This window comes from Thermomonas sp. (genome assembly GCF_047606765.1).
Taxonomy (GTDB): Bacteria; Pseudomonadota; Gammaproteobacteria; order Xanthomonadales; family Xanthomonadaceae; genus Thermomonas.
This window is the reverse complement of record NZ_JASGED010000048.1, coordinates 1-24306: the sequence shown is the minus strand read 5'-3', so window position 1 is coordinate 24306 and position 24306 is coordinate 1. Positions and strand designations below refer to the sequence as shown.

Annotated in this window: 18 protein-coding genes; 5 read left to right on the top strand and 13 right to left on the bottom strand. The window is 66.0% G+C overall.

Features of this window, described 5'->3' with window-relative positions; all coding sequences use genetic code 11:
* Positions 1-160: 160 nt before the first annotated feature.
* Positions 161-2365 carry a hypothetical protein gene (locus tag QM612_RS04670; RefSeq protein WP_415252731.1) on the top strand — a complete coding sequence of 735 codons (2205 nt, stop codon included), beginning with the start codon at positions 161-163 and terminating at the stop codon, positions 2363-2365.
* A 431-nt stretch (positions 2366-2796) separates the two neighbouring features.
* Complete coding sequence (locus QM612_RS04665) at positions 2797-3384, top strand: GNAT family N-acetyltransferase (protein ID WP_415252730.1); 588 nt, start codon at positions 2797-2799, stop codon at positions 3382-3384.
* Between the two features lie 169 nt (positions 3385-3553).
* On the opposite strand, the gene waaA is transcribed toward QM612_RS04665, so the two are convergent.
* On the bottom strand, positions 3554-4846 hold the full coding sequence (gene waaA / locus QM612_RS04660) for a lipid IV(A) 3-deoxy-D-manno-octulosonic acid transferase (RefSeq protein WP_415252729.1): 1293 nt from the start codon (positions 4844-4846) through the stop codon (positions 3554-3556).
* Positions 4847-4890: 44 nt separating this feature from the next.
* Here waaA and lpxL point away from each other — a divergent pair, with 44 nt between their 5' ends.
* Positions 4891-5802 carry an LpxL/LpxP family Kdo(2)-lipid IV(A) lauroyl/palmitoleoyl acyltransferase gene (lpxL, locus tag QM612_RS04655; RefSeq protein ID WP_415252728.1) on the top strand — a complete coding sequence of 304 codons (912 nt, stop codon included), beginning with the start codon at positions 4891-4893 and terminating at the stop codon, positions 5800-5802.
* Here the strand turns inward: lpxL and QM612_RS04650 are convergent.
* From QM612_RS04650 to QM612_RS04625, 6 genes are all read right to left on the bottom strand, one after another.
* Positions 5762-7117, bottom strand: coding sequence for an O-antigen ligase family protein (locus QM612_RS04650; protein WP_415252727.1), 1356 nt, complete (start codon positions 7115-7117; stop codon positions 5762-5764). The two genes, lpxL and QM612_RS04650, sit on opposite strands and share 41 nt — an antisense overlap.
* Entirely contained in the window at positions 7114-8229 is a 1116-nt protein-coding gene (locus tag QM612_RS04645; RefSeq protein WP_415252726.1) for a glycosyltransferase, read from the bottom strand. The genes QM612_RS04650 and QM612_RS04645 overlap by 4 nt, the downstream gene beginning before the upstream one ends.
* A gap of 13 nt (positions 8230-8242) precedes the next feature.
* Positions 8243-8434: a zinc-finger domain-containing protein gene (locus QM612_RS04640; protein ID WP_415252725.1), complete on the bottom strand. Its 192-nt coding sequence runs from the start codon at positions 8432-8434 to the stop codon at positions 8243-8245.
* A gap of 154 nt (positions 8435-8588) precedes the next feature.
* The gene (locus QM612_RS04635; RefSeq protein WP_415252724.1) at positions 8589-9377 is read right to left on the bottom strand and encodes a pirin family protein; all 789 of its coding nucleotides are present in this window, start codon (positions 9375-9377) and stop codon (positions 8589-8591) included.
* Positions 9301-10002: a YceI family protein gene (locus QM612_RS04630; RefSeq protein ID WP_415252723.1), complete on the bottom strand. Its 702-nt coding sequence runs from the start codon at positions 10000-10002 to the stop codon at positions 9301-9303. The genes QM612_RS04635 and QM612_RS04630 overlap by 77 nt, the downstream gene beginning before the upstream one ends.
* Positions 10003-10034: 32 nt before the next feature.
* Entirely contained in the window at positions 10035-10622 is a 588-nt protein-coding gene (locus QM612_RS04625) for a malonic semialdehyde reductase (protein ID WP_415252732.1), read from the bottom strand.
* Between the two features lie 112 nt (positions 10623-10734).
* Between QM612_RS04625 and QM612_RS04620 the strand changes: the two genes are divergently transcribed.
* Positions 10735-11676, top strand: coding sequence for a mitochondrial fission ELM1 family protein (locus tag QM612_RS04620; protein ID WP_415252722.1), 942 nt, complete (start codon positions 10735-10737; stop codon positions 11674-11676).
* A gap of 164 nt (positions 11677-11840) precedes the next feature.
* On the opposite strand, the gene bioF is transcribed toward QM612_RS04620, so the two are convergent.
* Positions 11841-13010 carry an 8-amino-7-oxononanoate synthase gene (gene bioF / locus QM612_RS04615; protein ID WP_415252721.1) on the bottom strand — a complete coding sequence of 390 codons (1170 nt, stop codon included), beginning with the start codon at positions 13008-13010 and terminating at the stop codon, positions 11841-11843.
* A 94-nt stretch (positions 13011-13104) separates the two neighbouring features.
* Positions 13105-14151 (bottom strand): biotin synthase BioB, encoded by a 1047-nt coding sequence (gene bioB / locus QM612_RS04610; RefSeq protein ID WP_415252720.1) that lies wholly within the window; start codon positions 14149-14151, stop codon positions 13105-13107.
* A gap of 49 nt (positions 14152-14200) precedes the next feature.
* On the opposite strand from bioB, the gene QM612_RS04605 reads away from it, so the two are divergent.
* Positions 14201-14926, top strand: a complete 726-nt coding sequence (locus tag QM612_RS04605) for a ComF family protein (RefSeq protein ID WP_415252719.1) — start codon at positions 14201-14203, stop codon at positions 14924-14926.
* Between the two features lie 92 nt (positions 14927-15018).
* Here the strand turns inward: QM612_RS04605 and ubiA are convergent, their stop codons facing one another.
* The 4 genes from ubiA to QM612_RS04585 form a co-directional block, all read right to left on the bottom strand.
* The gene (ubiA, locus tag QM612_RS04600) at positions 15019-15921 is read right to left on the bottom strand and encodes a 4-hydroxybenzoate octaprenyltransferase (protein ID WP_415252718.1); all 903 of its coding nucleotides are present in this window, start codon (positions 15919-15921) and stop codon (positions 15019-15021) included.
* 103 nt (positions 15922-16024) lie between these two features.
* Positions 16025-17995, bottom strand: a complete 1971-nt coding sequence (locus QM612_RS04595) for a hypothetical protein (protein WP_415252717.1) — start codon at positions 17993-17995, stop codon at positions 16025-16027.
* A 17-nt stretch (positions 17996-18012) separates the two neighbouring features.
* Entirely contained in the window at positions 18013-21684 is a 3672-nt protein-coding gene (locus QM612_RS04590) for a hypothetical protein (RefSeq protein ID WP_415252716.1), read from the bottom strand.
* A gap of 17 nt (positions 21685-21701) precedes the next feature.
* Positions 21702-24306: OmpA family protein (locus tag QM612_RS04585; RefSeq protein ID WP_415252715.1), on the bottom strand; the 2605-nt coding region annotated here is incomplete at its 5' end.

The following is a 24306-nucleotide window of genomic DNA, read 5'->3' as shown; positions in this document are numbered from 1 at the left end:
CCGAGCAAGCTCGGCACCTACAGCCCGCACACCCGTTCGGCACCTGCGGATGCGGGTGCGAAAAATATTTGGCGGGTTTGAGTCGGAACCGTCGATTTCCCTTGTGAACCCCGATGCGGCTCCACCGCCGGGGGTATGCCCACTCACAGGAGATACGACCATGACCCGCAAGACCCTCAAATACAACGCATTGACCCTTGGCCTGCTGATGGCCGTTGCCGCCACGCCCGCGTTGGCCGATGACTACAGCAGCGACATGTGCTCGACCGGCTGGTACACGCACACCGACCAGAACTACTACGGCGACTCCGTTTCCAACGGTGACGAGTCATTCGCCTGCGGTCGCTGGAACAAGGCGGAAGCCGATGGCTCGCTTGCGTTCGGTGCCCGCAACACCGTCAAGGCCGGCAACGCCTCCGCGTTCGGCCGCAACAACTACATCTACGGCTTTGCCACCAACAGCTCGGCCTTCGGCTACGGCAACATCACCGAAGGCGTGCTGTCCTCGGCCTTCGGTGCGGAAAACCGCGCCCAGGGCGATGCGTCCAGCGCCGTTGGCCGTTCCAATCAGGCGCTGGGCATCCGCAGCAGCACGTTCGGCTACGGCAACATCGCCCAAGCCAGCGACTCCACGGCAGTGGGCTCGCAGAACCTTGCCGCCGCCAATTACTCCAGCGCGGTGGGTCGCGCCAACGATGCCACCGGCCTCTCCAGCAGCGCGTTCGGTTTCGGCAACGCCGCCAGCGGTGCGGGCAGTCTGGCTTTCGGCTCCCTCAACATCGCCAGCGCCAATTTCAGCAGCGCGTACGGCTACGACAACGATGCCACCGGCATCTCCAGCAGCGCGTTCGGTTTCGGCAACGCCGCCAGTGGCGCACAAAGCAGCGCCTTCGGCTTTGGCTCCAAGGCGCAAAACGGGAACAGCACCGCCATCGGCTACATGAGCACGGCCACGGGCCTTCGCGCCACCGCGCTTGGCGCGAAGGGCAACGCATCGGGCATCGGCAGCGTTGCGGTGTCCGGCTGGATGGACCTGGACAACGACGGTCTTGAGGATGCGGACGAATTCGCCAGCGCCTCCGGCAAGTCCGCCGTTGCCGTGGGCGCGGGTGTCGGCGCATCCGGCAACTTCAGTACCGCCATCGGCGTCTATTCCTCTGCCGCCGGCAACTACAGCCTTGCCGTGGGTTATTACAACGAGGCGTACAACAGCCTCTCCAGCGCGATCGGCTACGGCAACGGAGCCGACGGCTACGCCAGCAACGCCTTCGGCTATGGCAACCGCGCCGGTGCGGATTTCAGCACCGCCATCGGCTACATGAGCACGGCGTACAACCTGGGCAGCACCGCGATTGGTTATCAGGCCGTGGCCGACCGTGACTATGCGGTCAGCGTGGGCAGCACCGGCAAGGAGCGCCAGATCATCCACGTGGCCGACGGCACCGAGGATTTCGATGCCGTGAACCTGCGCCAATTGAACGCCGCAGTGGCAGGCATCACCCTGGGCGGCGGCACCAACCTGCTGCCGGTGGCCAATGCCTTCGGCGGTGGCGCAGGCTGGGCAAACGGCGTGTTCACCGGCCCCACCTTCACCATTCAGGGCAACAACTACAGCACCGTGGCCGATGCCTTTGCCGCGGTGGACAGCATGCTGACCTCGCTGGCCGCGAACGGTGGCGGTGGCGGCGCGCAAGGCCCGCAGGGCGAACCCGGCCCGCAAGGCCCGGCTGGGCCGTCTGGCCCGCAAGGCGAACCCGGCCCGGCAGGCCCGTCTGGCCCGCAGGGTGAACCGGGCGTGGGTGGCGTGATGGACACGGCCTATGTCGATGCCGGCGATGCCGCCACCCTCGGCGCTGCGCAGCAATACGCGGATGCGGGCGATGCCGCGACCCTCGGCGCGGCGCAGCAATACGCCGATGCCGGTGATGCCGCGACGCTCGGCGCTGCACAGCAATACGCGGATGCCGGTGATGCCGCCACGCTGACGGCATCGCAAACCTATACCGACACCAAGGCCACGCAGACGCTGTCGTCGGCCAATGCCTACACCGACCAGAAGTTCGCGGCGTGGAACGACCAATTCACCCAGTACCAGCAGTCGATCGACAAGCGCTTTGCCCAGACTGACCGCCGCATCGACAAGATCGGTGCGATGGGCAGCGCGATGACCCACATGGCGGTCAATGCCGCCAGCGGCGCGTCTGCCAATGGCCGGCTGGCCATCGGTATCGGCGGCCAGGGCAACCAGGGCGCGATCTCCATTGGCTACGGCAAGCGCATTGGTGACCGTGGTTCGTTCACCGTCGGCGGCAGCTTCAGCGGCGGCGAAACCTCCGCCGGCGCCGGTTTGGGCTTCGATTTGTGATGCGGGCGGGCGCATGCCCGCAGTCCCACTCAATCCGCATCACTTCGTTTTCCCGTGACCTGTGAGTGGGCAGGGAAGGGGCAGGGGCGCTTCGGCGCCCCTGTTTTTTGGCACGCACACAAAGCCTGTAGGCGGGGAGCTTGCTCCCCGCATGTGCCAAGCAAGCTTGGCACCTACAAAAACACATATCCCGAAACCGTAGGCAGGGAGCTTGCTCCCCGCATGTGCCAAGCAAGCTTGGCACCTACAAAAACACATATCCCGAAACCTGTAGGCGGGGAGCTTGCTCCCCGCATGCACCGAGCAAGCTCGGCACCTGCAGATGCAGGTGCGAAAAATATTTGGCGGGTTTGTGGCGAAACCATCGATTCCATCAATGAAGCCTTCGCAGCGCCCGCCACATATCTCTACGAGACACGCCCATGAACGCCATGCCACTTCCCCGCCACCCCGCCCCGCGCATGCCGCTGCCTGCGCCGCGCGCGGTCAATTTCGGAATCGCCCCGATGCACGGCAAGCACACGCAAATACGCTGCGCCCACGCGCCAGACGCCGAAGCGCTTGTGTTGCTGCTGCGTGAGCCCTGGGTGGCAATGAGCGGACGCATCGCAGCGGATGCACACGACGAGGACGCGATGCTGCACGACCTGCATCGCGCCGACACCGACACGCTGGTGGCCGATGGCCGCGAGGGCATGCAGGGCTTCCTGCAACTGCGCTGGGGCGGGCGCACGCCGTCCGCAGACTGGATGCGTGGTTCGGTGGAACTGCGCCGGCTCTACGTGCGCGTGCGTCATCGCGGCGCGGGTGTCGCTGCAGGCCTGCTGGAGCATGCCTGCGGCATTGCCCGCGAACGCGCAGCCACCTGCATGTGGCTGCGGGTGGGCAAGCAGGCGGAGGAAGCGATCAACTTCTACCGCACGCATGGGTTCCGCATTGCCGGTGCCGCACTGTCGATGGAAGACGGCCGGCAGTACGAGCATTGGGTGATGCACAAGACACTCGCGCCGCGCAGGTGATATTGCTTGTAGGTGCCAAGCTTGCTCGGCACATCATGTCGGGTGATGCGGGGAGCAAGCTCCCCGCCTACGGGCATCGGGATGCGTGCTTTTGTAGGTGCCAAGCTTGCTTGGCACATTGCCGCGCATCGTGCGGGGAGCAAGCTCCCCGCCTACGGGCATTCGCCATTCAATCCGCCGGCAACACCGGCCCGATCAACGCCAATGTGCGTGCCAGCGCGCCGCGCCCGTCCTGCAGCAGGCGTGAGGCATTCGCCGCCAGTTGATCGCGCGCGGCGGCATCGTCGAACAGCGCGCGCAGCGCCGCCGCCAATGCATCGGCATCGTCCACCACCTGCATCGCCTTTGCCTCGCGCAGGCGGCGGGCGATGTCGGCGAAATTGTGCAGATGCGGGCCGCTGAGGATGGCGGTGCCGGTGGCTGCGGGCTCCAGCAGGTTGTGGCCGCCGATGGCTTGCAGGCTGCCACCGACGAAGGCCACCTGCGCGCAGGCGTAGAAACGCAGCAACTCACCCAGCGTGTCCGCCACGAACACCTGCGTGCCAGCGGCGGGCCAGTGATCGCCGCTGCGGGTCGCTGTTGCGAAACCCGCATCGCGGGCCTGCTGCGCCGCTGCGCGGAAACGCTCGGGATGCCGTGGCGCCCACAGCAGCAACGCATCGGGATGCGACTGCAACAGCAGCCGATGCGCCTGCAACACCGGCGCTTCCTCGTCCTCGTGGGTGCTGGCGGCGATCCACACCGGGCCGGTTGCGGCGCGATGCACATCGAAATCTCGGACGAAATCACCGGCTTCCACCGGTGCCATGTCGAACTTCAGGTTGCCGGTCACCTGCACGCGCTCGGCGGGCGCGCCCAGCGCCACGAAGCGGCGGGCATCGTCCTTCGACTGCGCCGCGACCAATCGCACACCGGCCAGCGCACGCCGGATCAGCGGTGCCAGCACGCGATAGCCGCGCAGCGAACGCGCCGACAGGCGTGCGTTGAGGATGTGTACGGGAATGCCACGGTCACGGCAGCCGAACAGCAAATTCGGCCACAGCTCGGTTTCCACGATCAGCGCCAGCGCCGGACGGAAGTGGTCGAGGAAGCGGCCCACCGCGCCGGGCAGGTCGTAGGGCAGATAGACGTGGGTGACGGCATCGCCCCACAGCGCCTGCACACGCTCGGAGCCGGTCGGGGTGATGGTGGTCACCACGATGCGCAAGTCGGGGCGTTGGCTGCGCAGTGCATTCACCAGTGGTGCAGCGGCATTCACCTCGCCCACCGACACCGCATGCAGCCACAGCGGCGCGGGCGCGATGCCTTCCGCATAGCGGGCGTAGCGCTCGTTCCAGCGCTGGAAATAGGCGTGCTGGCGGAACCCGCGCCAGATCAGGTGGTACAGGGTGACCGGCGCAAGCAGGTACAGCGCAGCCGAATACAGGCCACGCAGCACGCGTTCTGTCAGGTCGGCCCGCATGCGTACAGGATAGCGAAGCAGGCCACGCCGTTAGAATCCCCGGCATGAATCGCAGCGAACTTCCACCGCCGCCGCGCGGGCCCCGTCATTGGCCGGTGTGGCTGGGCGTAGGCCTGTGCATGGCGCTGGCGCGCCTGCCCTGGGGCCTGCAACGCTGGCTGGGCGCGGGCGTGGGCTGGCTGGCGCTGCACCTGCTGCGCGACCGCCGCGAAGCGGCCCGCGCCAACATCGCGCTGTGCATGCCGGAGCTGGACGATGCCACGCGCGAATCGCTGCTGCGCGAAAACTTCCGCGATGTCGGCATCGGCCTGTTCGAGTTCGCCCGCGCATGGTGGGGCGATGCCACGCCGATGCGGCGCAGCGTGGAAATCGAAGGACTCGACATCCTGCAAACATTGCAGGCCGAAGGACGCGGCGTGCTGCTGGTCTCCGGCCATTTCATGACCCTGGAGATGTGCGGGCGGCTGATGTGCGACCACGTCACGCTGGCCGGCATGTATCGCAAACATCGCAGCCCGGTGATGGAATGGGCGGTGCTGCGCGGGCGGCTGGGCTACGCCTGCGCGATGTTCGGCAACAGCGACACCCGCGCCGCGATCCGCCACCTCAAGCGCGGCGGCTTCCTCTGGTATGCGCCGGATCAGGACATGCGCGGCAAGGACACGGTGTTCGCGCCATTCTTCGGCGTGCCTGCCGCCACCATTACCGCCACCCATCAGTTCGCGCGGATGACCGGCTGCGCGGTGGTGCCGTTTTTCCATCGTCGCGAAAACGACCGCTACCTGCTGCGCATCGGCCAGCCGCTGGCACCGTTCCCCACCGACGATGCCGTGGCCGACACCGGCATGGTCAATGCCGCGATCGAATCGATGGTGCGGCAGGCGCCTTCGCAATACCTGTGGCTGCACCGGCGCTTCAAGCGCCAGCCCGAAGGCGCGCCACCGCGCTATCGCTGATCCGCGCGCCACGTCCCCACAGGCTGCCGGCATACAGCGCCGCCAGCAGCAACAGCACGCCGCCCCAGAAGGTGGAATACGCGGCCAGATGCGTGTTGAACGGAAACACGCTGACCGCCAGTGCCAGCATCGCCGGGCGCGTGCGTTCGCGCGCATCGATGCCGGCATAGCGCCATGCGCGCCATGCCAGCGCCGCGCCGGCCAGCCACAGCAACAGGCCGATGACGCCGGTTTCGCTCAGCACTTCCAGCACGATCTGGTGCGCGTGCAGGGCCGGGCCTTCGCCCCATGCCGCCGGCTCGGCGGGATTGGGGTCGCAATCCGGGAACGCGACCCGGAACCCGTGCTTGCCCACGCCCACGCCATTGACTGGATGCTCGCGCACCATGCAGGTCGCCGCCGACCAGATCCGCACGCGGCCCGACAGCGCATGATCCACCCCTTCGGCATCGCCCTGCAGCACACCGGCACTGCGCTGCATGCGCGCGCCCAACTCCGGCGAGAACACCACAGCCGCACCCAGCGACAACGCGCCGGCCAGGAACACGCCCAGCAGGCGTCGCCAGCCCAGCAGCCGCCAGCCGCTCCACAGCAGCACCAGCGCATAGGTCAGCCATGCCGCACGCGCACCGGCCAGCATCACCACGGCACCGATGCCCAGCGCCGCCAGCAGCCAGCCCGTGCGGCCAAACCAGCGCTGCGCCGCGTCCAGCGCGAACGGCGACAGGCTGGCAAGCACCACGCCCAGCTTGAGATTGCACGGTCCGAGGATGCCGCTGAGGCGATCCGCCGCCGCCACTTCCGCCGCCGTACACATGCCCTTGCCGCTGATGCCCTGCCTGGCCTGATCGAGCAGCCAGAACAGCGGGCTGGTGCCGCTCACTGCTTCGATGAGTGCATCCAGCGTCCAGATGCCGGCGATGATCGCCAGCCCGTTGAAGGTGCGACGCCGGCCTTCCTCGTTCGCCACCGCCGATGCCACCACCCACAGGAACGGCAGGTAGCGCAGATCGACCAGCGCATCGCCCAGCGCACCGCCCTTGCCCAGGGTATTCGGCGCATCCACGGCGGAGATCGCCTGCGGCAGCCAGTAGGCGAAGAACAGCACCGTGGTCAGCGCCCATGCCGGCCCGCCGAGCAACGCCGCACTGCCACGGAAGCGACTGGCGACCAGCTTCACCAGACCGGCCAGCGCGCCCAGCACCAGCACGCCTTCGGCATAGCCGGGTGCCGGCCACAGCGCCACGAAAGCCAGCACCCAGGCCGGTGCCCAGCGCCAGCCCGGTGCTGCGGTCGCAACCGTCGTCGAATTCATCCTGCCTCCAATGCCTGATACAGGGCGAGGGTGGCGTCCTGCATCGCCTGCAACGAATACGGCATCGTAGCTGCTGGCACGGGTGGATCGTCCAGCAGTGCGGCCGCAGTGCGCGCCAGTGCATCGGCATCGAACGTCGCCACCGCGCCTGCGGGCTGCAATTCGCGCAGCAGTTCGCCAACGCCGCCATGATCCCAGCCCAGCACCGGGCGACCGACCGCCAGTGCTTCGACCACCGTGCGCCCGAATGCCTCCGGCTTGCGTGACAACTGCAACACCAAGTCACTGGCGGCATAGGCCTGCGCGATGGCGGGCGTGGTTTCGGTCATCGCCAGCGCATCGTCCACGCCGGTATCACGAGCCAGCTGCATGAGTTCTTCGATATAGGCCGCGCGCCCGGCCTGCACTGCCCCCGGCATCCACAGCCGCGCATCGCGCCCTTCGGCGCGCAGCCGCGCCAGCAGGGCAATGCCATCGGCATGGCCCTTCAGCCGCGTGCCGCGACCGGGCATCAGCAGCAGCGGGCCATCGCCAGCAAGTTGCGGATGCAATGCGGCAACGCGCGCACGCGCCGCGTGATCCGGCGCAGGCTTGTGCGGGAATGCAGCGGGATCGATGCCGCGCGGAATCACCACCAGCCGCGCGGGATCAAGCGCCGGGTAATGCGTGAGCAGGTAATCGCGCACGGTGTGCGAGACGCAGATCGTGCGCTCGCCACGCGCCATGATCGCGCTGTAGCGCGAGGGCGAGTTCAGGCCGTGCGCGGTGGTGACGAAATGCGGGCGTGCAGCTACGGGCATGCCGCGCAACGCGCGCCAGCCCAGCCACGCCGGCAATCGCGAGCGTGCATGCACGATGTCGGCATCAACGTCGGCAAACAGCCGGCGCAATGCCGGCACATGGCGCAGCACCAGCGGCGACTTGCGCCCGATCCCCAGCGTGATGTGCTGCGCACCCAGCGCCTGCAACTGCGGCAGCAGGCGACCACCGGCAGACACCACCACGGCGCGATGACCATCGCGCAGCAGCGCTTCGGCGATTTCCAGGGTGGAACGTTCGACGCCGCCGGAATCCAGTTCCGGCAACAGTTGCACGACGGTCAGGCGGCGCATCGTCCGCCGCAAATCAGTCGATCAATACGTAAGTCGCGCCACAGTACGGGCATTGCGACTTACCTCCGTCGGCCTCGATCGGCAGATACACGCGCGGATGCGCGTTCCACAGCGCCATCGCCGGCGTCGGGCAGCTCAGCGGCAGGTCGGCACGGCGCACTTCGTGGCGCTGCTGGGTGTTGGAAGCGGTGCTGGAATCGGCCATGGCGATGCGGCTGCGGCGTGCGGGAACTGCGCAAGTCTAGCTTTTTTGCCGTCATCCCGGCGAAAGCCGGGATCCAGCTTTTTACACATGCACGGAAAATCGCGGGATGACCGCGCGCAAGAGCTGGATCCCGGCTTTCGCCGGGATGACGAACCTAAAGCGGCAAATCGAACAACAACACGTCACTGGTTTCGCCGATGCCACGCAGGGCCAGCTCACCGCCCTCGTCCACCAGGCCCAGCGCATCGCCCGCGTGCAGCACGCGCTCGCCGACTGCCACTTCGCCAGCGGCGACCTGCAGCCAGTAGCGGCGCGTGGGGTCGAGCGCCGCCGTCACCGCATCACCGGGCAGCAGGCGGGTGGCGCGCAGGCTGGCCTGCTGGCGAATGGCAATGGAACCCTCCACGCCATCGGGCGACACCAGCGTCGCCCAATGCGCGCGCCGCGCATCGGGATCGAAACGCTGCTGCGCATAGGCCGGCTGCGCATTGAGCCGGTCCGGCTGGATCCAGATCTGCAGCAGATGCACCGGCTCGGCATCGGAACCGTTGTATTCACTGTGTTCGATGCCGAACCCGGCGCTCATCCATTGCACGTCGCCGGCGCGGATCACGCCGGCATTGCCCGTGCTGTCGCGATGCGCCAGCGCGCCGTCCAGCACCACGGTGACGATCTCCATGTTGGCGTGGCGATGCGGGGCAAAGCCGCCGCCTGCGGCGATCACGTCCTCGTTGATCACGCGCAGCGGGCCGAAGCCCATCCACGCCGGGTCGTGGTAATGCCCGAACGAGAACGAGTGCCGCGCATGCAGCCAGCCATGATGGATGTCACCGCGCGCGGCGGACGGGCGCTCGACGATCACCGCATCAACCCTGCGGCGCGGCGTCTGCTGCCGGCGCTTCGGCCTGCGTGGCTTCGGTGGTGATGCGCAGTTCCACTTCATCGCTCACGTTCGGCGCATACGCACCCACGCCGAAATCACTGCGCTTGATGACGGCAGTGGCATCAAACCCAATCGCCTGCACCTTCTTCATCGGATGCGCGCCGCCACCGTTCAGGGTCACGTCCAGCGTGACCGGCTTGGTGATGTCCTTGATGGTCAGATCGCCGGTGACGGTCAGCTTGTTGACGCCGGCCGATGCAACGCTGGTGCTCTTGAAGCTGGCAACCGGGAACTTGGCGGCATCGAAGAAATCCGCGCTGCGCAGGTGTTCGTCGAATTTCGCGCTGAACGCATTCATGCCGGACAGCGGCAGGGTCACCTGCACCGAGGACTTGCTCACGTCGGCAGCGTCATAAACCAGCGTGCCTTCCACGTTGCCGAAGTGCGCGCTGGGGTTGGACAGGCCGAAGTGGCTCCACGTCGCCAGCACATCGGTATGGCTGGCATCAAGCGTGTAGGTGCCGGATGCGGCCTGCACCGCCTCCACCGCAGGTGCGGCTTCCGGCGCGGTTTCGGTGGCTTCGGCCGCAACAGGCGCAGTGGCCTGTTCGGCGGGTTTGTTGCCGCAGGCGGCAAGCGTGGCGGCGATGGCAAACGGCAGGATCAGGGTGCGGATGGTCTTCATGGCTTGGCTCCGTGAAAAGAGAGGAAACGTGCTTATTCGATGCGGCAGGCTTCATCGAAGCCCAGACGCGGTGAACGCGGGAAGATGCTGGCCGGGTCGCCCTGGCCAAGGTTGACGATGAAATTGGACTTGATCGCGGTGCCGGCGAAGAACAGCGCATCGACCTTGGCATTGTCGAAGCCGCTCATCGGCCCGCAGTCCAGCCCCAGCGCACGCGCGGCCAGGATCAGGTACGCGCCCTGCAGGCTGCCATTGCGAAACGCCGGCACGAAGCGGTTCTCGCGCGGGCCTTCAAACCACGCCTTGGCATTGATATGCGGGAACAGCACCGGCAGCTTCTCGTGGAAATCCTCGTCGAAGCCAACGATCACCGTCACCGGCGCGGACATGGTCTTCTCAAAGTTGCCCTGATCCAGCGCCTGCCCGAGTTTCGCCTTGGCTTCCGGCGACTTCACGAACACGAAGCGTGCGGGCGTGGCATTGGCTGCAGTGGGGCCGAACTTCAGCAAGTCGTAGAGCTGGCGCAGGGTGTCGTCGGACACGTCGCCGGAAAAGGCGTTGTAGGTGCGCGCGGTGCGGAACAGCTGATCCAGCGCGGCATCGGGCAGGGCATGCAGCATGCGGTTCTCGGCAAGATGGCGAAGGCGCACAGTGTAGAGTTCCGCGGGTGAAGCAAATGTGCTGCCCCCGGAACGGATCGATTCCTCCCGTGCAACGACGCGGTGCATGCGCATGAGCGCGATCTGCGCCCTGCACGATGGCCGCGCCGGCAACGCCCGGCAGGCGTTGGCGCTGGCGCGTGCGCTTGATCCGCAAGCAAGCGAGGTCGTGCTGACGGCGCATGCGCCGTGGCGCTGGCTGGCACCGCGGCGCTTGCCCGGCAGCGAAAGCGCATTCGGGCCTGCGTTCCATGCGGCATGCGAAGCACCACCGAAGCTCGCCATCGGCTGCGGCAGGCAGGCCGCGCTTGCCACGCGCCTGCTGCACGCGCGCGGAACCAAGGCCGTGCAGATCCTCGACCCGCGCCTCGATGTTCGCCATTGGGACATCGTGATTGCACCGGAACACGACGGCCTGCGCGGCGGCAACGTCATCACCACGCTCGGTAGCCTGCATCCGGTCGATGACGACTGGCTGGCGCAGGCGCGCGCCGCGTTTGGGCAGTTCAACACATTGCCCGCACCGCATACCGTGCTGCTGGTCGGTGGCCCGACCCGTCATGCACCACTGGGCGATGACGCCTTCGCCGCACTGCTGCGCACGCTGGCAGCGCGCGCATGCAGCGAAGGCGGCAGTTTCAGCGTGGCCGCGTCGCGTCGCACGCCAGAGTCATGGCGCAAGGCGCTGGGTGATGTCGATGCCAATCTACCCGGCCTGCGCTGGCGTGACACCGGCGATGGCGCAAATCCCTACGCCGGCCTGCTGGCGCATGCCACGCGCATCATCTGCACACCGGATTCGGTGAACATGCTCAGCGAAGCCACCGCCACCCGCGCGCCGGTGTTTGCGTGGTCGCCCGATGCCACGCAGGGACGACTTCGTCATTTCCTTGATGCACTGATCGCGCGCGGTCGCGTGCGCCCGCTGGACGATGCACTGGCGATGTTCGATGCGCAGCCACTGCGAGAAACCGCGCGCGTGGCGGAATTGCTGCGGCTGCGGTTGTGGGGCTGAAATAACCGAGCTAGCTCGGCGTTCTTTGTGCTCCTTCCCTCTCCCGCTAGCGGGAGAGGGTGGCGAAGCCGGGTGAGGGTGTTTTTGCGGTGTGTTCCCCCTCATCCGCCTTCGGCACCTTCTCCCCGCACAGCGGGGAGAAGGAAGAAAGCATATGTCACAAGCTAGATTCCGACTACGCCACTCAGCGCTTCCAGCAATGCGTCAATCTGCGCCGCTTCGTGCGCTGCGCTCAAGGTGACACGCAAGCGCGCGCTGCCTTCCGGCACCGTGGGCGGGCGAATCGCGACAACCCAGCAGCCACGTTCTTCCAGCGCGCGTGACAGCGACAGCGCATCGGCATCTGCACCCATCAGGATCGGTTGAATCGGCGTGGTGGAAGGCATCAGCTTCAGGCCAAGCCGTGCTGCGCCTTCGCGGAAACGCGCGATGTTTGCATGCAGGCGCGCACGCAGGGCATCGCCTTCATCGCTTCGCGCGATATGCAACGCCGACCGCGTGGCTGCGGCCTGCGCGGGCGGTAATGCCGTGGTGTAGATGCCGGGCCGTGCGGTTTGCAGCAGGTGTTCGATCAAGGCCGCATCGCCCACCACCGCCGCGCCGATACCACCCAGCGCCTTGCCGAAGGTGACCAGCCGCAATGGCACATCGGACGCATCAAGTCCCGCTGCATCCACGCTGCCGCGCCCCGCTTCGCCCAACACGCCAACGCCATGCGCATCATCGATATAGAGCGTTGCACCGTGCGTTCGCGCAACCGATGCCAGTGCGCGCAGCGGCGCAACATCGCCATCCATCGAGAACACGCCATCGCTTGCCAGCAATGCTGCACCATCCGGATGCGCGGCCAGTTGCCGCGCCGCGCCTTCGGCATCGCCATGCGGATAGCGCTTGAAATCGCAACCTGCCAGCCGCGCGCCATCGATCAGGCTGGCGTGGTTGAGCTTGTCCTGCACGCAGACATCGCGCGCGCCCAGCAGCGCCTGCATGACGGCGAGGTTGGCCATGTAGCCGCTGCCGAACAGCAACGCGCGTGGTGCCTGCAACCAATCGGCCAGTTCCTGTTCCAGTGCTTCGTGTTGCGCATGGTGGCCGCAGACCAGATGCGAGGCGGTGCCGCCGGCGCTGGCTGCTTCGCGCATTGCGGCGACCACGCGCGGGTGTTGCGACAGGCCGAGGTAATCATTGCTGCAAAAGTCCAGCAGGGCCTTGCCATCGACTTTGCACGCCACGCCTTCGCGGCGCATTACCGTGCGCCGCGTGCGCTGTCGATGCAGGGCTTCGCGCTGTGCATGCGCATCTCCAATACGATCAAGTAGTGAATCTCTCGCCATGCTTAATTCTCGTCATTCCGGCGAAGGCCGGAATCCAGTTCTTGTGATGTACGAAAAGCTGGATTCCGGCCTTCGCCGGAATGACGGATCTTTCTTATGCCGCTTCGGTAATACCCGCATGCACCGTCGCTGTGCAGGCATCGATGCTGTCGTCTTCCGCCGCTGCTACCTGCATCGGGCGCAGGCCTAGGCGTGCAAACAACGCCATGTCGCGCTCGGTGTCCGGGTTACCGGTGGTCAGCAATTTTTCGCCATAGAAGATCGAATTGGCACCGGCGGCGAAGCACAGCGCCTGCAATTCGTCGCTCATGCTTTCGCGCCCGGCGGACAGGCGCACCATCGACTTCGGCATGATGATCCGCGCCACCGCCACCGTGCGCACGAACTCGAACGGGTCCAGCTCTTTCGTGCCTGCAAGCGGCGTGCCTTCCACCTGCACCAGGCGGTTGATCGGCACCGAATCCGGATGCGCCGGCAGGTTGGCAAGCGTGCGCAACAGCCCCGCGCGCTGGCGGCGCGATTCACCCATGCCGACGATGCCGCCGCAACAGGTTTTCATGCCGGCATCGCGCACATGCGCCAGCGTGTCGAAGCGATCCTGCACTTCGCGTGTGTGGATGATGTCGCCGTAAAACTCCGGATCGGTATCGATATTGTGGTTGTAGTAGTCGAGGCCGGCATCGCGCAGCGCGTGCGCCTGATCGCCACTGAGCATGCCGAGGGTTGCGCAGGTTTCAAGGCCAAGCGCCTTCACCTCGCGGATCATCGCTGCCACCTTCGGAATGTCGCGGTCCTTCGGCGAACGCCACGCCGCGCCCATGCAGAAGCGCGATGCGCCGGCAGCCTTGGCCTGCTTCGCTTTTTCCACCACGGCGTCGGTTTCCATCAGCTTGGTCGCGTTGACGCCGGTGTGGTAGCGCGCGGCCTGCGGGCAGTAGCCGCAGTCCTCCGGGCAGCCGCCGGTCTTGACCGACAGCAGTGTCGAAACCTGCACCTCGGCGGGATCGAAATGCTGGCGATGCGCACTGCCGGCGCGGTGCAGCAGTTCGGTGAAGGGCAGGTCGAACAGGGCTTCGACCTCCGTGCGCGACCAGTCGTGGCGCACCGGGAATGAATCGGGGAGTTTGGCTACGGCAGGCATGGGAGTTTCCTGACTGACGGGCTGGTTGCGATGCGGCAGTCTGGGCCGCATGACCATCACCGTCAACCAAACCAGTCAATCGAAAGTTGACAGCCGTCTGCGCGCGCCACTGTGCTGGTTGTTCGCCCCGCGCTGCCTGGTGTGTGGGCAGGCCGGCATGCCGGGCCGCGACCTGTGCAACGCCTGCCATGCCGATTTACCTTGGCTGGACAATGCCTGTGAACGCTGCGCCCTGCCGTTGCCACATGCAGGCACCTGCGGCGCGTGTCTACAGCATTCGCCACCGCTGGATGCCGTGCATGCCGCGTTTGACTACGCCTTTCCGCTGGATCGGCTGCTGCCGCGATTGAAGTTCCACCGCGACTTCGCCGCAGGCCGGGTGCTGGCGCAATGCATGGCCGAACGCTTCGCCACACTGCCGCGCCCGGATGCACTGGTGCCGGTGCCGCTGCATCGCATGCGCCTGCGCCAGCGTGGCTACGACCAGACGCTGGAGCTGGCAAAGCTGCTGGCACGCGCGCTGGCACTGCCACTGCGCGCCAAACTACTGCATCGGCAAAAATCCACGCGCGCGCAATCGCGGCTGGATGCAAACGCGCGCCGCCGCAACCTGCGTGGGGCGTTTCGCGTCGATGCGGCGTCAACACTTCCCGCGCATGTGGTGCTGCTCGATGACGTGATGACCACGGGCGCCACCCTGCACGCTGCCGCCATCGCACTGCGCAAGGCAGGCGCGCAACGGGTGGATGCGTGGGTTTGCGCGCGGGTGGCGTAGATGGCGCGGGGCAACCACGGGGGGTTGCCCCTACACATCGCCATGAACCCGTAGGGGCAGGCCCCTGTGCCTGCCCATGCCTGTGCCTGCCCTCACGCGCGCAGGGCAAAATCCAGCGCGATGCCGACAAAGATCGCCATGCCCACCCAGTTGTTGTGCAGGAAGGCGCGGAAGCAGGCCGCACGTTCACGGGTGCGGGCGATGGCGAACTCGTACAACACCAGCAGCAGCGCCACGCCCAGCCCCACCCAATACCAGTACGGCATCTGCACCTCGCGCCCCACCAGCATGAGCGCTGCGAACATGCAGGCGTACAGCACGCCCATCGCAACCAGATCCATCTCGCCAAACAGGATCGCGGTGGACTTTGCGCCCATGCGGATGTCGTCCTCGCGATCCACCATCGCATACCAGGTGTCGTAGGCGGTGGCCCAGAAGATGTTGGCAACGTACAGCACCCACGCCAGCGGCGGCACGCTGCCGGTCAGCGCGGCGAACGCCATCGGGATGCCCCAGCCGAAGGCCATGCCCAGATACACCTGCGGCAGGTAGGTGTAGCGCTTCAGGTACGGATAACTGGCGGCAAGGAACACGCCGACCACGCTCATGTAAATGGTCAGGCGATTCAGCGTCAGCACCAGCGCGAACGCCACCAGCATCAGCACCGCGAACACAGCCAGCGCCTCGCGCCCGGACACCGCGCCGGTCGCCAGCGGGCGATGCCTGGTGCGTTCCACGCTGGCGTCCAGCCAGCGGTCAGCGTAATCGTTGATGACGCAGCCGGCGGCACGGGTCAGCCACACCCCCACTGAGAACACCAGCAACGGCCACAGCGGCGGCACGCCTTCAGCGGCAATCCACAGCCCCCACCACGTCGGCCACAGCAACAGCAGCCAGCCGATGGGGCGGTCGCCGCGCACCAGCTGCCAATACAGCGGCAGACGCTGCCGCGCGTGCAGCTTCCAACCGGGCGCGTCTTGAGGGGCGTCGTGCATGGCGACGAGTTTAAGGCGATTGGGCGATGGCACCGCCCAAAACAAATCCGGCCAGCACTGGGGCTGGCCGGATCAACACGCAAAAACTGCAACCGCGCCCGCCTTACGGCGTGACGGTGCAGCCCACGCTAAACATCACGCTGCCGGTATTGGGCAGGGCCGGGATGGCCACGCCACCCGTGAGCAAGCTGGCCCAGTCGCCACTGGCCGGGCAGGACGCGCCGTTGCCCGAGGCGCAGGCGGTGACCGCGCAGTTGCTCAGACCGGAGGTGGGGGTGTCGCTCACCACCGCACCATTGGCAGCAGCCGGGCCGGCATTGTTCACCGTGACCGTGTAGGTGATCTGGGCACCGGGTGTAACCGTATCCATACCATTGGTCTTGATGATCGACAGGTCAACATCCCTGGATACCGGCACTTCATGGCTGCAGGTGTTGCCCGTTGCCGTGCAATCCACCCCGGTGACCACCACGTTGTTCTTGATCTCGGTGATGCTCGTGCTCAGCGGATTGTCCACATTGACCACGAAGGTCAGCGTGGCGCTTGCCCCCGGCGCGATCGTGAGCGCATTGACGTTGCTGCAACTGTTGAGGAAGCAGGTGAAGTCAACGGTTGTTGCATCAAGCGTGGTGCCGTCTGGCAGGCTTTCAACCACTGCGCCAACGGGCAGGATGGCTTGCACCGTATCGTTGTTCTCGATGGTGATCGTGTAGGTGAGCTTGTCACCCGGTGCAACCTTGCCACCGCTGGGGAGGGCAGCGCCATTGACCAAGGTCAGCGCCTTTTGCACTTCCAGGTCGAACTCCGCAGGCGTATTGATGAACTCGCAGTCGATGTTGTAACCAGGCTCGCTGATCGTGGCATCCAGGTTGATCTGCGGCGGGTTGGACGGGCTGTAGGCCTGGTCGATGATGGTGGTGGTGGTGCCACCGCCCTGCACGCCACCGACGCAGCGCACCCAGGAACTGTACTGCCCCAGCACAGAGGCCGAGCCGCTCGCCATCGATTCGGTAAGCGTGAAGATATTGCCCGGCATGGCCGTGGTGCTGATCCAGTCGGAGGTGGTGCCAGTCCCCGTCGTCACGTCCTGGGCGACCACGGTGCCTGCGGCATTGGCGATCTGGAAATTGAACTGGTCACTGGCCTGGACCCTGCCATTGGGCAGTTGCTTGCGCAGACGCAGGCTACCCCAGCGCACGCCGATGGCAAAACCCTGCATGCCCGAGGAATACACCTGCCCGGTCACGGTGAACGGCTGGCTTGAGGTGATATCACGCTGGGTTGTCAGCACCACTGCCGAAGCATCGACGCCATTGGCGGTGCCGCGATAGCGACGACAGTCCACGCCCGTCTTCGCACCCGATGCGCCACCGCTCCAGCACGGCGAAGTGATGAGAGGGGCAATGGTGCCCGGCGTTCCCGATTCGACGTTGTATCCCGCACCGCCTGGGCCCAGCCATTCCAGCACCTGGAACGCATTGCCACCGGTGACCACGCCAAAATCCAGGTATTCCGGGTTGGAGTTCAGGCGTTCGGCATCGGCAAACACGATCTCGAACGGAACGTCGGTCACCTCGGTGCCGTTCGGGCGGAACAAGCGGATGCTGGACACGGTCATCGTCACGTAGTTCGCGCCCCCATTTACGGCTGGGTACAGCGCCGCCGAGTTCGGCGTCTCGATCTTGTAATAATTGCTGTTGCCACTGAAGTTGGAGCCTGTCCAGGTCGGTGCCTGCGTCACTTGCAGGCCACGTTGCGCAACCGGCGTATAGGTGCCTCCCGTCACGGCGATGGTCAGCGTGACGTGGGAGCCATCCGGCAGCTCGAAATCGTAATCGCGCGTGGTGCCGGAGTTCAGCATCTCGCCCGTGGTGCCAAACTGGAACCAGCAAATCTCCGATACGTGTTGCCCCAGAGAGTTTGGCTCGGCCAATCGGCAGGTGCCGGCGACCTGCGCATTTGCAGTGCCGGGCATCGCCAACGACAACAATCCCGCGACAGCCAGCAACCCACTCATGGCCGTGCCTTGCAGCCAGCGGCGCAGTGATTGCCTGTCTTTGTGTAACTGAGTCATTTTGCTGCCTGCCTTTCTCAATAGCGCCCGGTGAGGTTCAGGAAGAACCCGCGGTGGTCGTAGTCAAAGTTGGTGAGGTCGTCGCTGAAATCGGTGAAGTTGTAGCCAACACCAACGCGGAAGTTCTTGCCGACATCGCGATCCACGCCCACCAGGAAGCCGGACTTGTCGCCGCCCTGCTTCACGCCCAGCCAGCGGAACTCGCCCAGTGCATGCCACTGCCCGCGCAGTTCGTAGCGCACCTGGCCGGCCACGAAGGTGGTGGCCGAATCCGCCCACACGCCTTCCAGGCGACCCATGCGCACTTCGCCTTCGCGGCGCGCCAGCTTGCCGGCAAACTCCCAATGGTCGCTCGGCATGTACACGCCTTCCAGCGACAGCACCTGGCTGCGCTGGTCGTAGTAGGCGACATTGGTGCCGATCTGCGGCAGCGAGGACACGTCGTACAGGTAGGTGTAGCGGCCGAACAGCGCCCAGCGGGTGCTGTCCCACGGACGCCACGCGAAGCCCAGGTTGCCTTCGACGAACTTCGCGCCAGCCTGCGCCAGCAATTCATCCTCGGTGCGCGAATAGTTGAAACGCGCGGCGATGCGGAAGCTCTCGTTGACCTTGTGGGTCAGATAGTTGGTGGTCACCCACTGTTCGCGACGCTCCGCACCGGTGTCGCGCCGCCACTCCAGCTTGCTCTGCCACTGGGTGGCATTGGAGGTGCGACCGCCGTTGATGCTGACGGCATCACGGTCCACGCCGCCGGCCACGGTGTCCAGATCGGCGTGCTGCAGGGTGAAGCCCAAGGTCCAGCCCTGCGCCGGGTAGAAGTCCATGCCGAAGGTGTTGGCAAGGCCGGATTCACTCGGCGACTTCAGCCACTGGCTTTCGTTGAACACGTTGACCTGGTTCGACAAGCGCCAGCGCTGGCCAAGGGTCCAGCCGGTATCGCGGCGATTGTTGAACAGCGGGTCGTACGCGCTGCGGTCGGTCGAGTAGGTGTAGTTGGCGTAGATCGAATGATCCGCGCGACGACGGTACTCGGCACCGATCATGGCGGCATCGCCACGGTCGCCGCTGGTGACCTCGGCATTGACGCTGGACAGGTTGCCGAACAGGTACTTCGCGCCGAGGGTGACGGAATCATTGTCGGCGTAGTTGCCGCCATCGTCCTCCAGCGTGAACTGCGCGGTGCCATAGACTTCCAGCGAGGTGCCGAAGCGGTGGCGATACTGCAACGCCGCCAGCACGCCGGTGGCGTCGCCGGTGAGGCGCTGTTCCTCGATGCGGCGCAGTTCGGCGCTGAACGATGCGAAGTCGCTCATCCGCCATTCCACGGTCACCTGCGCCTGCTCCAGCGACTCGGCACCACGTTCGGCCAGGCTGTAGCGGCTGTAGATGTTGAAGTTGGGCGTGAACTGGCCCAGCAGTTCGGCACCGTGTTCCTCGATGTCCGCGCCGGTATCGAAACGCGAAACGGAGAAGCCGGCATCCACCTGACGCCACCAGGCACCGGCCGACCAGTCCAGCGCGGTCCAGCCCAGCTCCTTGAAGTTGGCACGCGCCTCGACCGCGCTGGCCTCGCCTTCGCGCGCGCCCAGCACCGGGTTGATCTGGGTGAAGCTCAGGCCACCGTTGCTGGAGAAGAACACCGGGGCGCTGGTGGCCTCGCTGCGGGTGTGCTCCAGCTTCAGGTAGGTGCCGCGGCCGGCCTGCAGGGTCAGATCGACGCTGGACAGGGTGTAGTCGTCGCCGGCGCGGTTTTCGTCGATGTAGGTGCCACCGATGGCGAAGTGATCGCCAAACCAGTGCTTGCCGCGCACGCCAGCGGTGACATCGTCGGCGTCGAACCCGTGCGGGAGGTATTCGTAGTCAACCAGCAGCACCTGCGACAGGCCATCCAGTGGCGTGTCGCGGGTCAGGGTCGGCACGTTCTCGCGGGTAATCATCGACAGCGGGCGGCTCAGGATGATCCGGCCCTGCATGCTGTCGATTTCGTAATCCGCACCTTCCAGCAGTTGCACGCGGCTTTCGGTGCGGCCCGTGGTCGGGTCGCGCACTTCCAGCACGACCTGCGCCGAACCCGGCAGCACGTCGGTGTGCTTCAGGTAGTACAGGCTGCCGCCGGTGCCGAGGAACTCGCTGTGACCGGGGGCGGTCTGCGCTTCGGAGCCGAAGGCCTTCAGCTCGCTGCCGGCTTCGCCCAGCGCGGTGCTGCGACGGCTGCGCCAGCTCAGCGCACCGCCGTACAGGGAACGCGAATACTGGCCGTACTCGGTGCCGGTGATGCCGGTGTTGAAATTGCCCCACAGCGCCTGGCTCTTGTCCCAGTCCACGCGCACGTACAGGCGACCCATGGTGTCCACGTCGCGGTAGGTCGTGGAATCATCGCCATAGACCGGGTAGTACTGGTCCGGGTCAAGGCGGCGGAAGATGTCCTGCGGGTCGGCGTTCCAGAAGCCCGTGAACAGCTCGCTGATCTCGCGCTCCTGGGTATCCGCCTGCGCGGTGACCAGGTATTTGCCCTTGACCTTGCCCTTCAGATAGAAGGCCAGGCGACCATCGACCACCAGGTCCTTTTCAAAGTGTTCGTCGCCGGCCAGCGGTTCGATCGAGCCGGACACGTTGTTGCCGGACACGGTCAAATCGGCCAATGCGACCGCAAACATGTACTTGCCGCTGACATCGACATCCAGCGATTTCTGGATGGGTGCGGCCAGCGCACCACCGTTGATGGCGATGTCGTAATGGTGCTGGCCCACCGGTTCCAGATACTCGGCAACCAGCTTGCGCTCCATGTCCAGCGGATGTGCGCGGCCATTGATGGTCACGCTGCTGTTTTCCGGCAGGTTGCGGCCCTGGATGCGGATGCGCGAACCGTAGATCGGGATGTTCTGCACGCGCAGGCTGTTGTTGCCGAAGGTGCTGTCGATCTGGCTCAGCGCCTCGGCCTGCTGCGTGTCCAGGCTCTGGCCGAGTTTGCGCTCGGTGGCCGTGCGCAGGCTCAGGGCACCGCGTTCGGCCTCGTCCGGCGTCACCAGCTGGAAGCGGTGCGGATAAGTTTCGTCGAACGAGCCATCCTTGCCGTAGGCACGCACGACATAGGCCAGTTCATCGCCGGCACGGGCCTGGAAGCCCGCCGGCAAGGTGCCGTCCCATTCGCCATCGACCACCGCCGCAGCATTCAGCTGCACGGTAGCCAGCGGCGTGACCAGATCGCTGTCGCTGGCACGGAACACCAGCACTTCAAGCCGATCGATGAACGCGGTGTAGTTGTTGTAGATGTAGAAGCGCACCGGACGGGTGACGCGGGTGCCATCGAACGGCACCTGCGACGTGGCCGACACGTCCAGCCGTGGCTGCCCGAGGTTGGGGTCTTCGGTGGCCCAGATCACGCCGCCGCCGGGCAATTGCACCGACCACTTGCCGATGGCCACGGCCTTGCCGCGCTGCTCGGTTTCCACCGTCACGCGACGGTCAGGCTGCAGCGCCGGTGATTCCTCGGGCGCATTGACGGTGAGCGGCTGGCGCTCACCGCGCGTGCGTACCCGCATCAGCACTTCGCCATTCGCATCGGCGCAGGCGGCATCGGTGCAGGTGACGGCATCTGCCGCCACCTGCTGTTCCTGCGCGTATGCAGCCTGCGAGGCAAGGCTCGCGAGAATGCCGATCAGGGCGCAATCCAGAGCTTTCATCTTCATCTTCATCACCGTTCCCCTCAGCGGCTCTTCAGGCCGACAGGGGCTGTCGGGTCATCACTGATTTCCACTCGCAACCTGCTTCGAGTCTGCGGACTCAGCTTGGCGGCGATGGCCTCGTACACGGCCTTGGCGCGACGCATGCCGAGCGCGATGTTGTAGGCATCGGACGCACGGCGGTCGGCATGACCCACTACCCCGATCACGCCACCACCCAGCTTCTCGATGTCGGCAGCGATCTTCTCGATCACCGGCACGAACTCCGGCTTGATGGCGTGCTTGTCGGTATCGAACAACACCGTGCCCAGGATCGGCGACTCGCCCAGCGACAGCAGGGTGCTGCGCGGATCGGCCAGGTCGGTACGCAGGCTGACCGTGGTCTGCTGCGCCAGCTCCGGCTCCAGCTTCGCCAGCAGGGCGTCGCGGACCGCCTTGGCGCGGTCGTAGGCCAGGGCCTCCGACCCGCCATTGGCGGCGATCACCACTTCACCCGCGCCGTTCTCGCGCACCTTGGCTGCCATCTTCTCGACCAGCGGCTGGTACTGCTCACGCAGCACTGCGCTTTCCGGATCGAACAGCACCGCGCCCAGCTCCAGCTCGATCTTCTGCTCGCCGCCTTCGATCAGGCCGCCCGGCAGCTTCACGCCGAAGTCGAAGCGCACCGGCAGACCCGGGGTGACGCGACGCAGCAGCGGGTTGTCGGTGGTGAACTCGCTGCCCGGCGGCAGGGTGGCGGGGTCAACCTTCAGGATGAAGTTGCGACCACGCTCCCAGCGCCCGCCATCGACACCGACCAGGTGGTAGCGACCGTACTGGTCGGTTTCCACCAGCAGGCCTTCCACCGAGGCAATCCGCACGCCCGGGATACCGCGCTCATCGACACCGTTGTTCTCGATGACGTAGTCAACGCGATAGCCGTTCTCGACCTGGCTGACCTTGCGGGCAACCGTCGGCTCGGCGGCGCTCAGATCCTTCGCCGTCTTGCCGTTGCGCTCGATGCGGGTGTTGCCGGCCGCATCCATGCGCAGCGTCACGCCCTGCTCACTGGTCAGCACGAAGTCATCCGTGAAGTCCAGCGCGCTCAGCACCTGGCTCACCACCACGCGACGGCGCGCAGCCGGATCCGCATCGGACTCGCGACCGGCGATATCACCGATGGCGATGCCGTGCAGCAGCGGCGAGCTGGCGTCGGCTTCCGGCTGCGGGCCCTGACCTCGATCCACCGTGGTCGAGTTGGCGACATAGGCACCCGGCGCAAAACCACCCTGGATGCTGATGCCACTCATCGCAGCGCTGTCCTGCCAGCCGTCGCGGTCACGGTCATCAAACACCGTGCCCAGCACCAGCGTTTCCTCCAGCAGCGGGTCGGCAGTCATCTGCACGTCGGCGGTTGCCACGTTCGAGACCACTTCGCCATCGTCACGCACCAGCGCGCTGTTGGTGTGGATGCCGGCGCGCACGCCCGCGCCCACGCGCAGCAGGTAGGTGATCGTGGCCGTCTGACCCGCCGGGATGTCGATGCGATCCACGCTGATCGGATAGGTTCCGACCAAGCGACCCGCATCGTCGGCATCGTTGACCACCAGCGAACCGTCCACATAGGTGAAGCCGGCCGGCGGGGTATCCACGATCATGCCGTCCACCATCGGCGTGGTGCCGGTGTTGCTCACCGTCAGCGTGTAGCGCACCAGGTCACCGATCTTGACATCGCGCGAACCGGCGGTCTTGATCACTCGCACCTGCACCGGATCGGCTTCGATCAGCACTTCCGCCGAACCCAGCGCGGTCACGCTGATCGTGACGCCACCTGCGGTCGCCGCCGTACCGGTCGCGGTCACGCTGTTGTCCAGCGTGTCGCCATACAGGTTCACGTCGTCCACAGTCACCGTGTGCGTGTAGCTGTCGCAGGTCGCGGTCTGGCCCGGAACCAGCGTGGTCGGTGCGCAGGTCAGCGTGGTCGGCGCGCGGCCTTCCAGCGTGTCTTCCACCGTCACATTGGTCAGGGTCACGTTGCCGGTATTGGTCACCGTCACCGCGTAGGTAATCACGTCACCGATGTTGGCCTTGCCCTGCGTCTCGTTGTCCACGGTCAACGTTGCCGTCTTGGTGGTGGCAATGGCCGGGGTCTGGCTGATGTCAGTGGTCGTGGTCGGATGGCAGACCGCAGCCGTCGAACCTGCCGGGCACAGTTCCGGCGGCAGCGTCGGCGTGCCCGGGATTTCCACCACGGTCACCGTCGCCACGTTCACGACCTGGCCTGCATCGGCATCCGCCAGCGTCACCGGCGAGGTGCCGGTCAGCACGCAGGTACCCGCCACCGGCACCACGGCGCACGCCGTGGAGCTCGGCGTCAGACGCGGATCCTCGATCGTCACCCCGCGCAGATCCACATTGCCCGTGTTGGTGACAACGATGCTGTAGGTCATCACGTCGCCCAACGTCAGGCTGCCGCTGCCGTCCACATCCTCGTAACCCGTCATCGACTTGGTCGAATCCAAGCCCGGCGTCTGCGTCAGCGGCACGTCCACTTCGCTCGGCGGCGTCGTCACCACCGGCGGGTTCGGGTTCGTCGGCGTGCTCGGCGGCGTGCCTTCGGCCGTCGCGCTGTTATGCACGCTGCCGTTG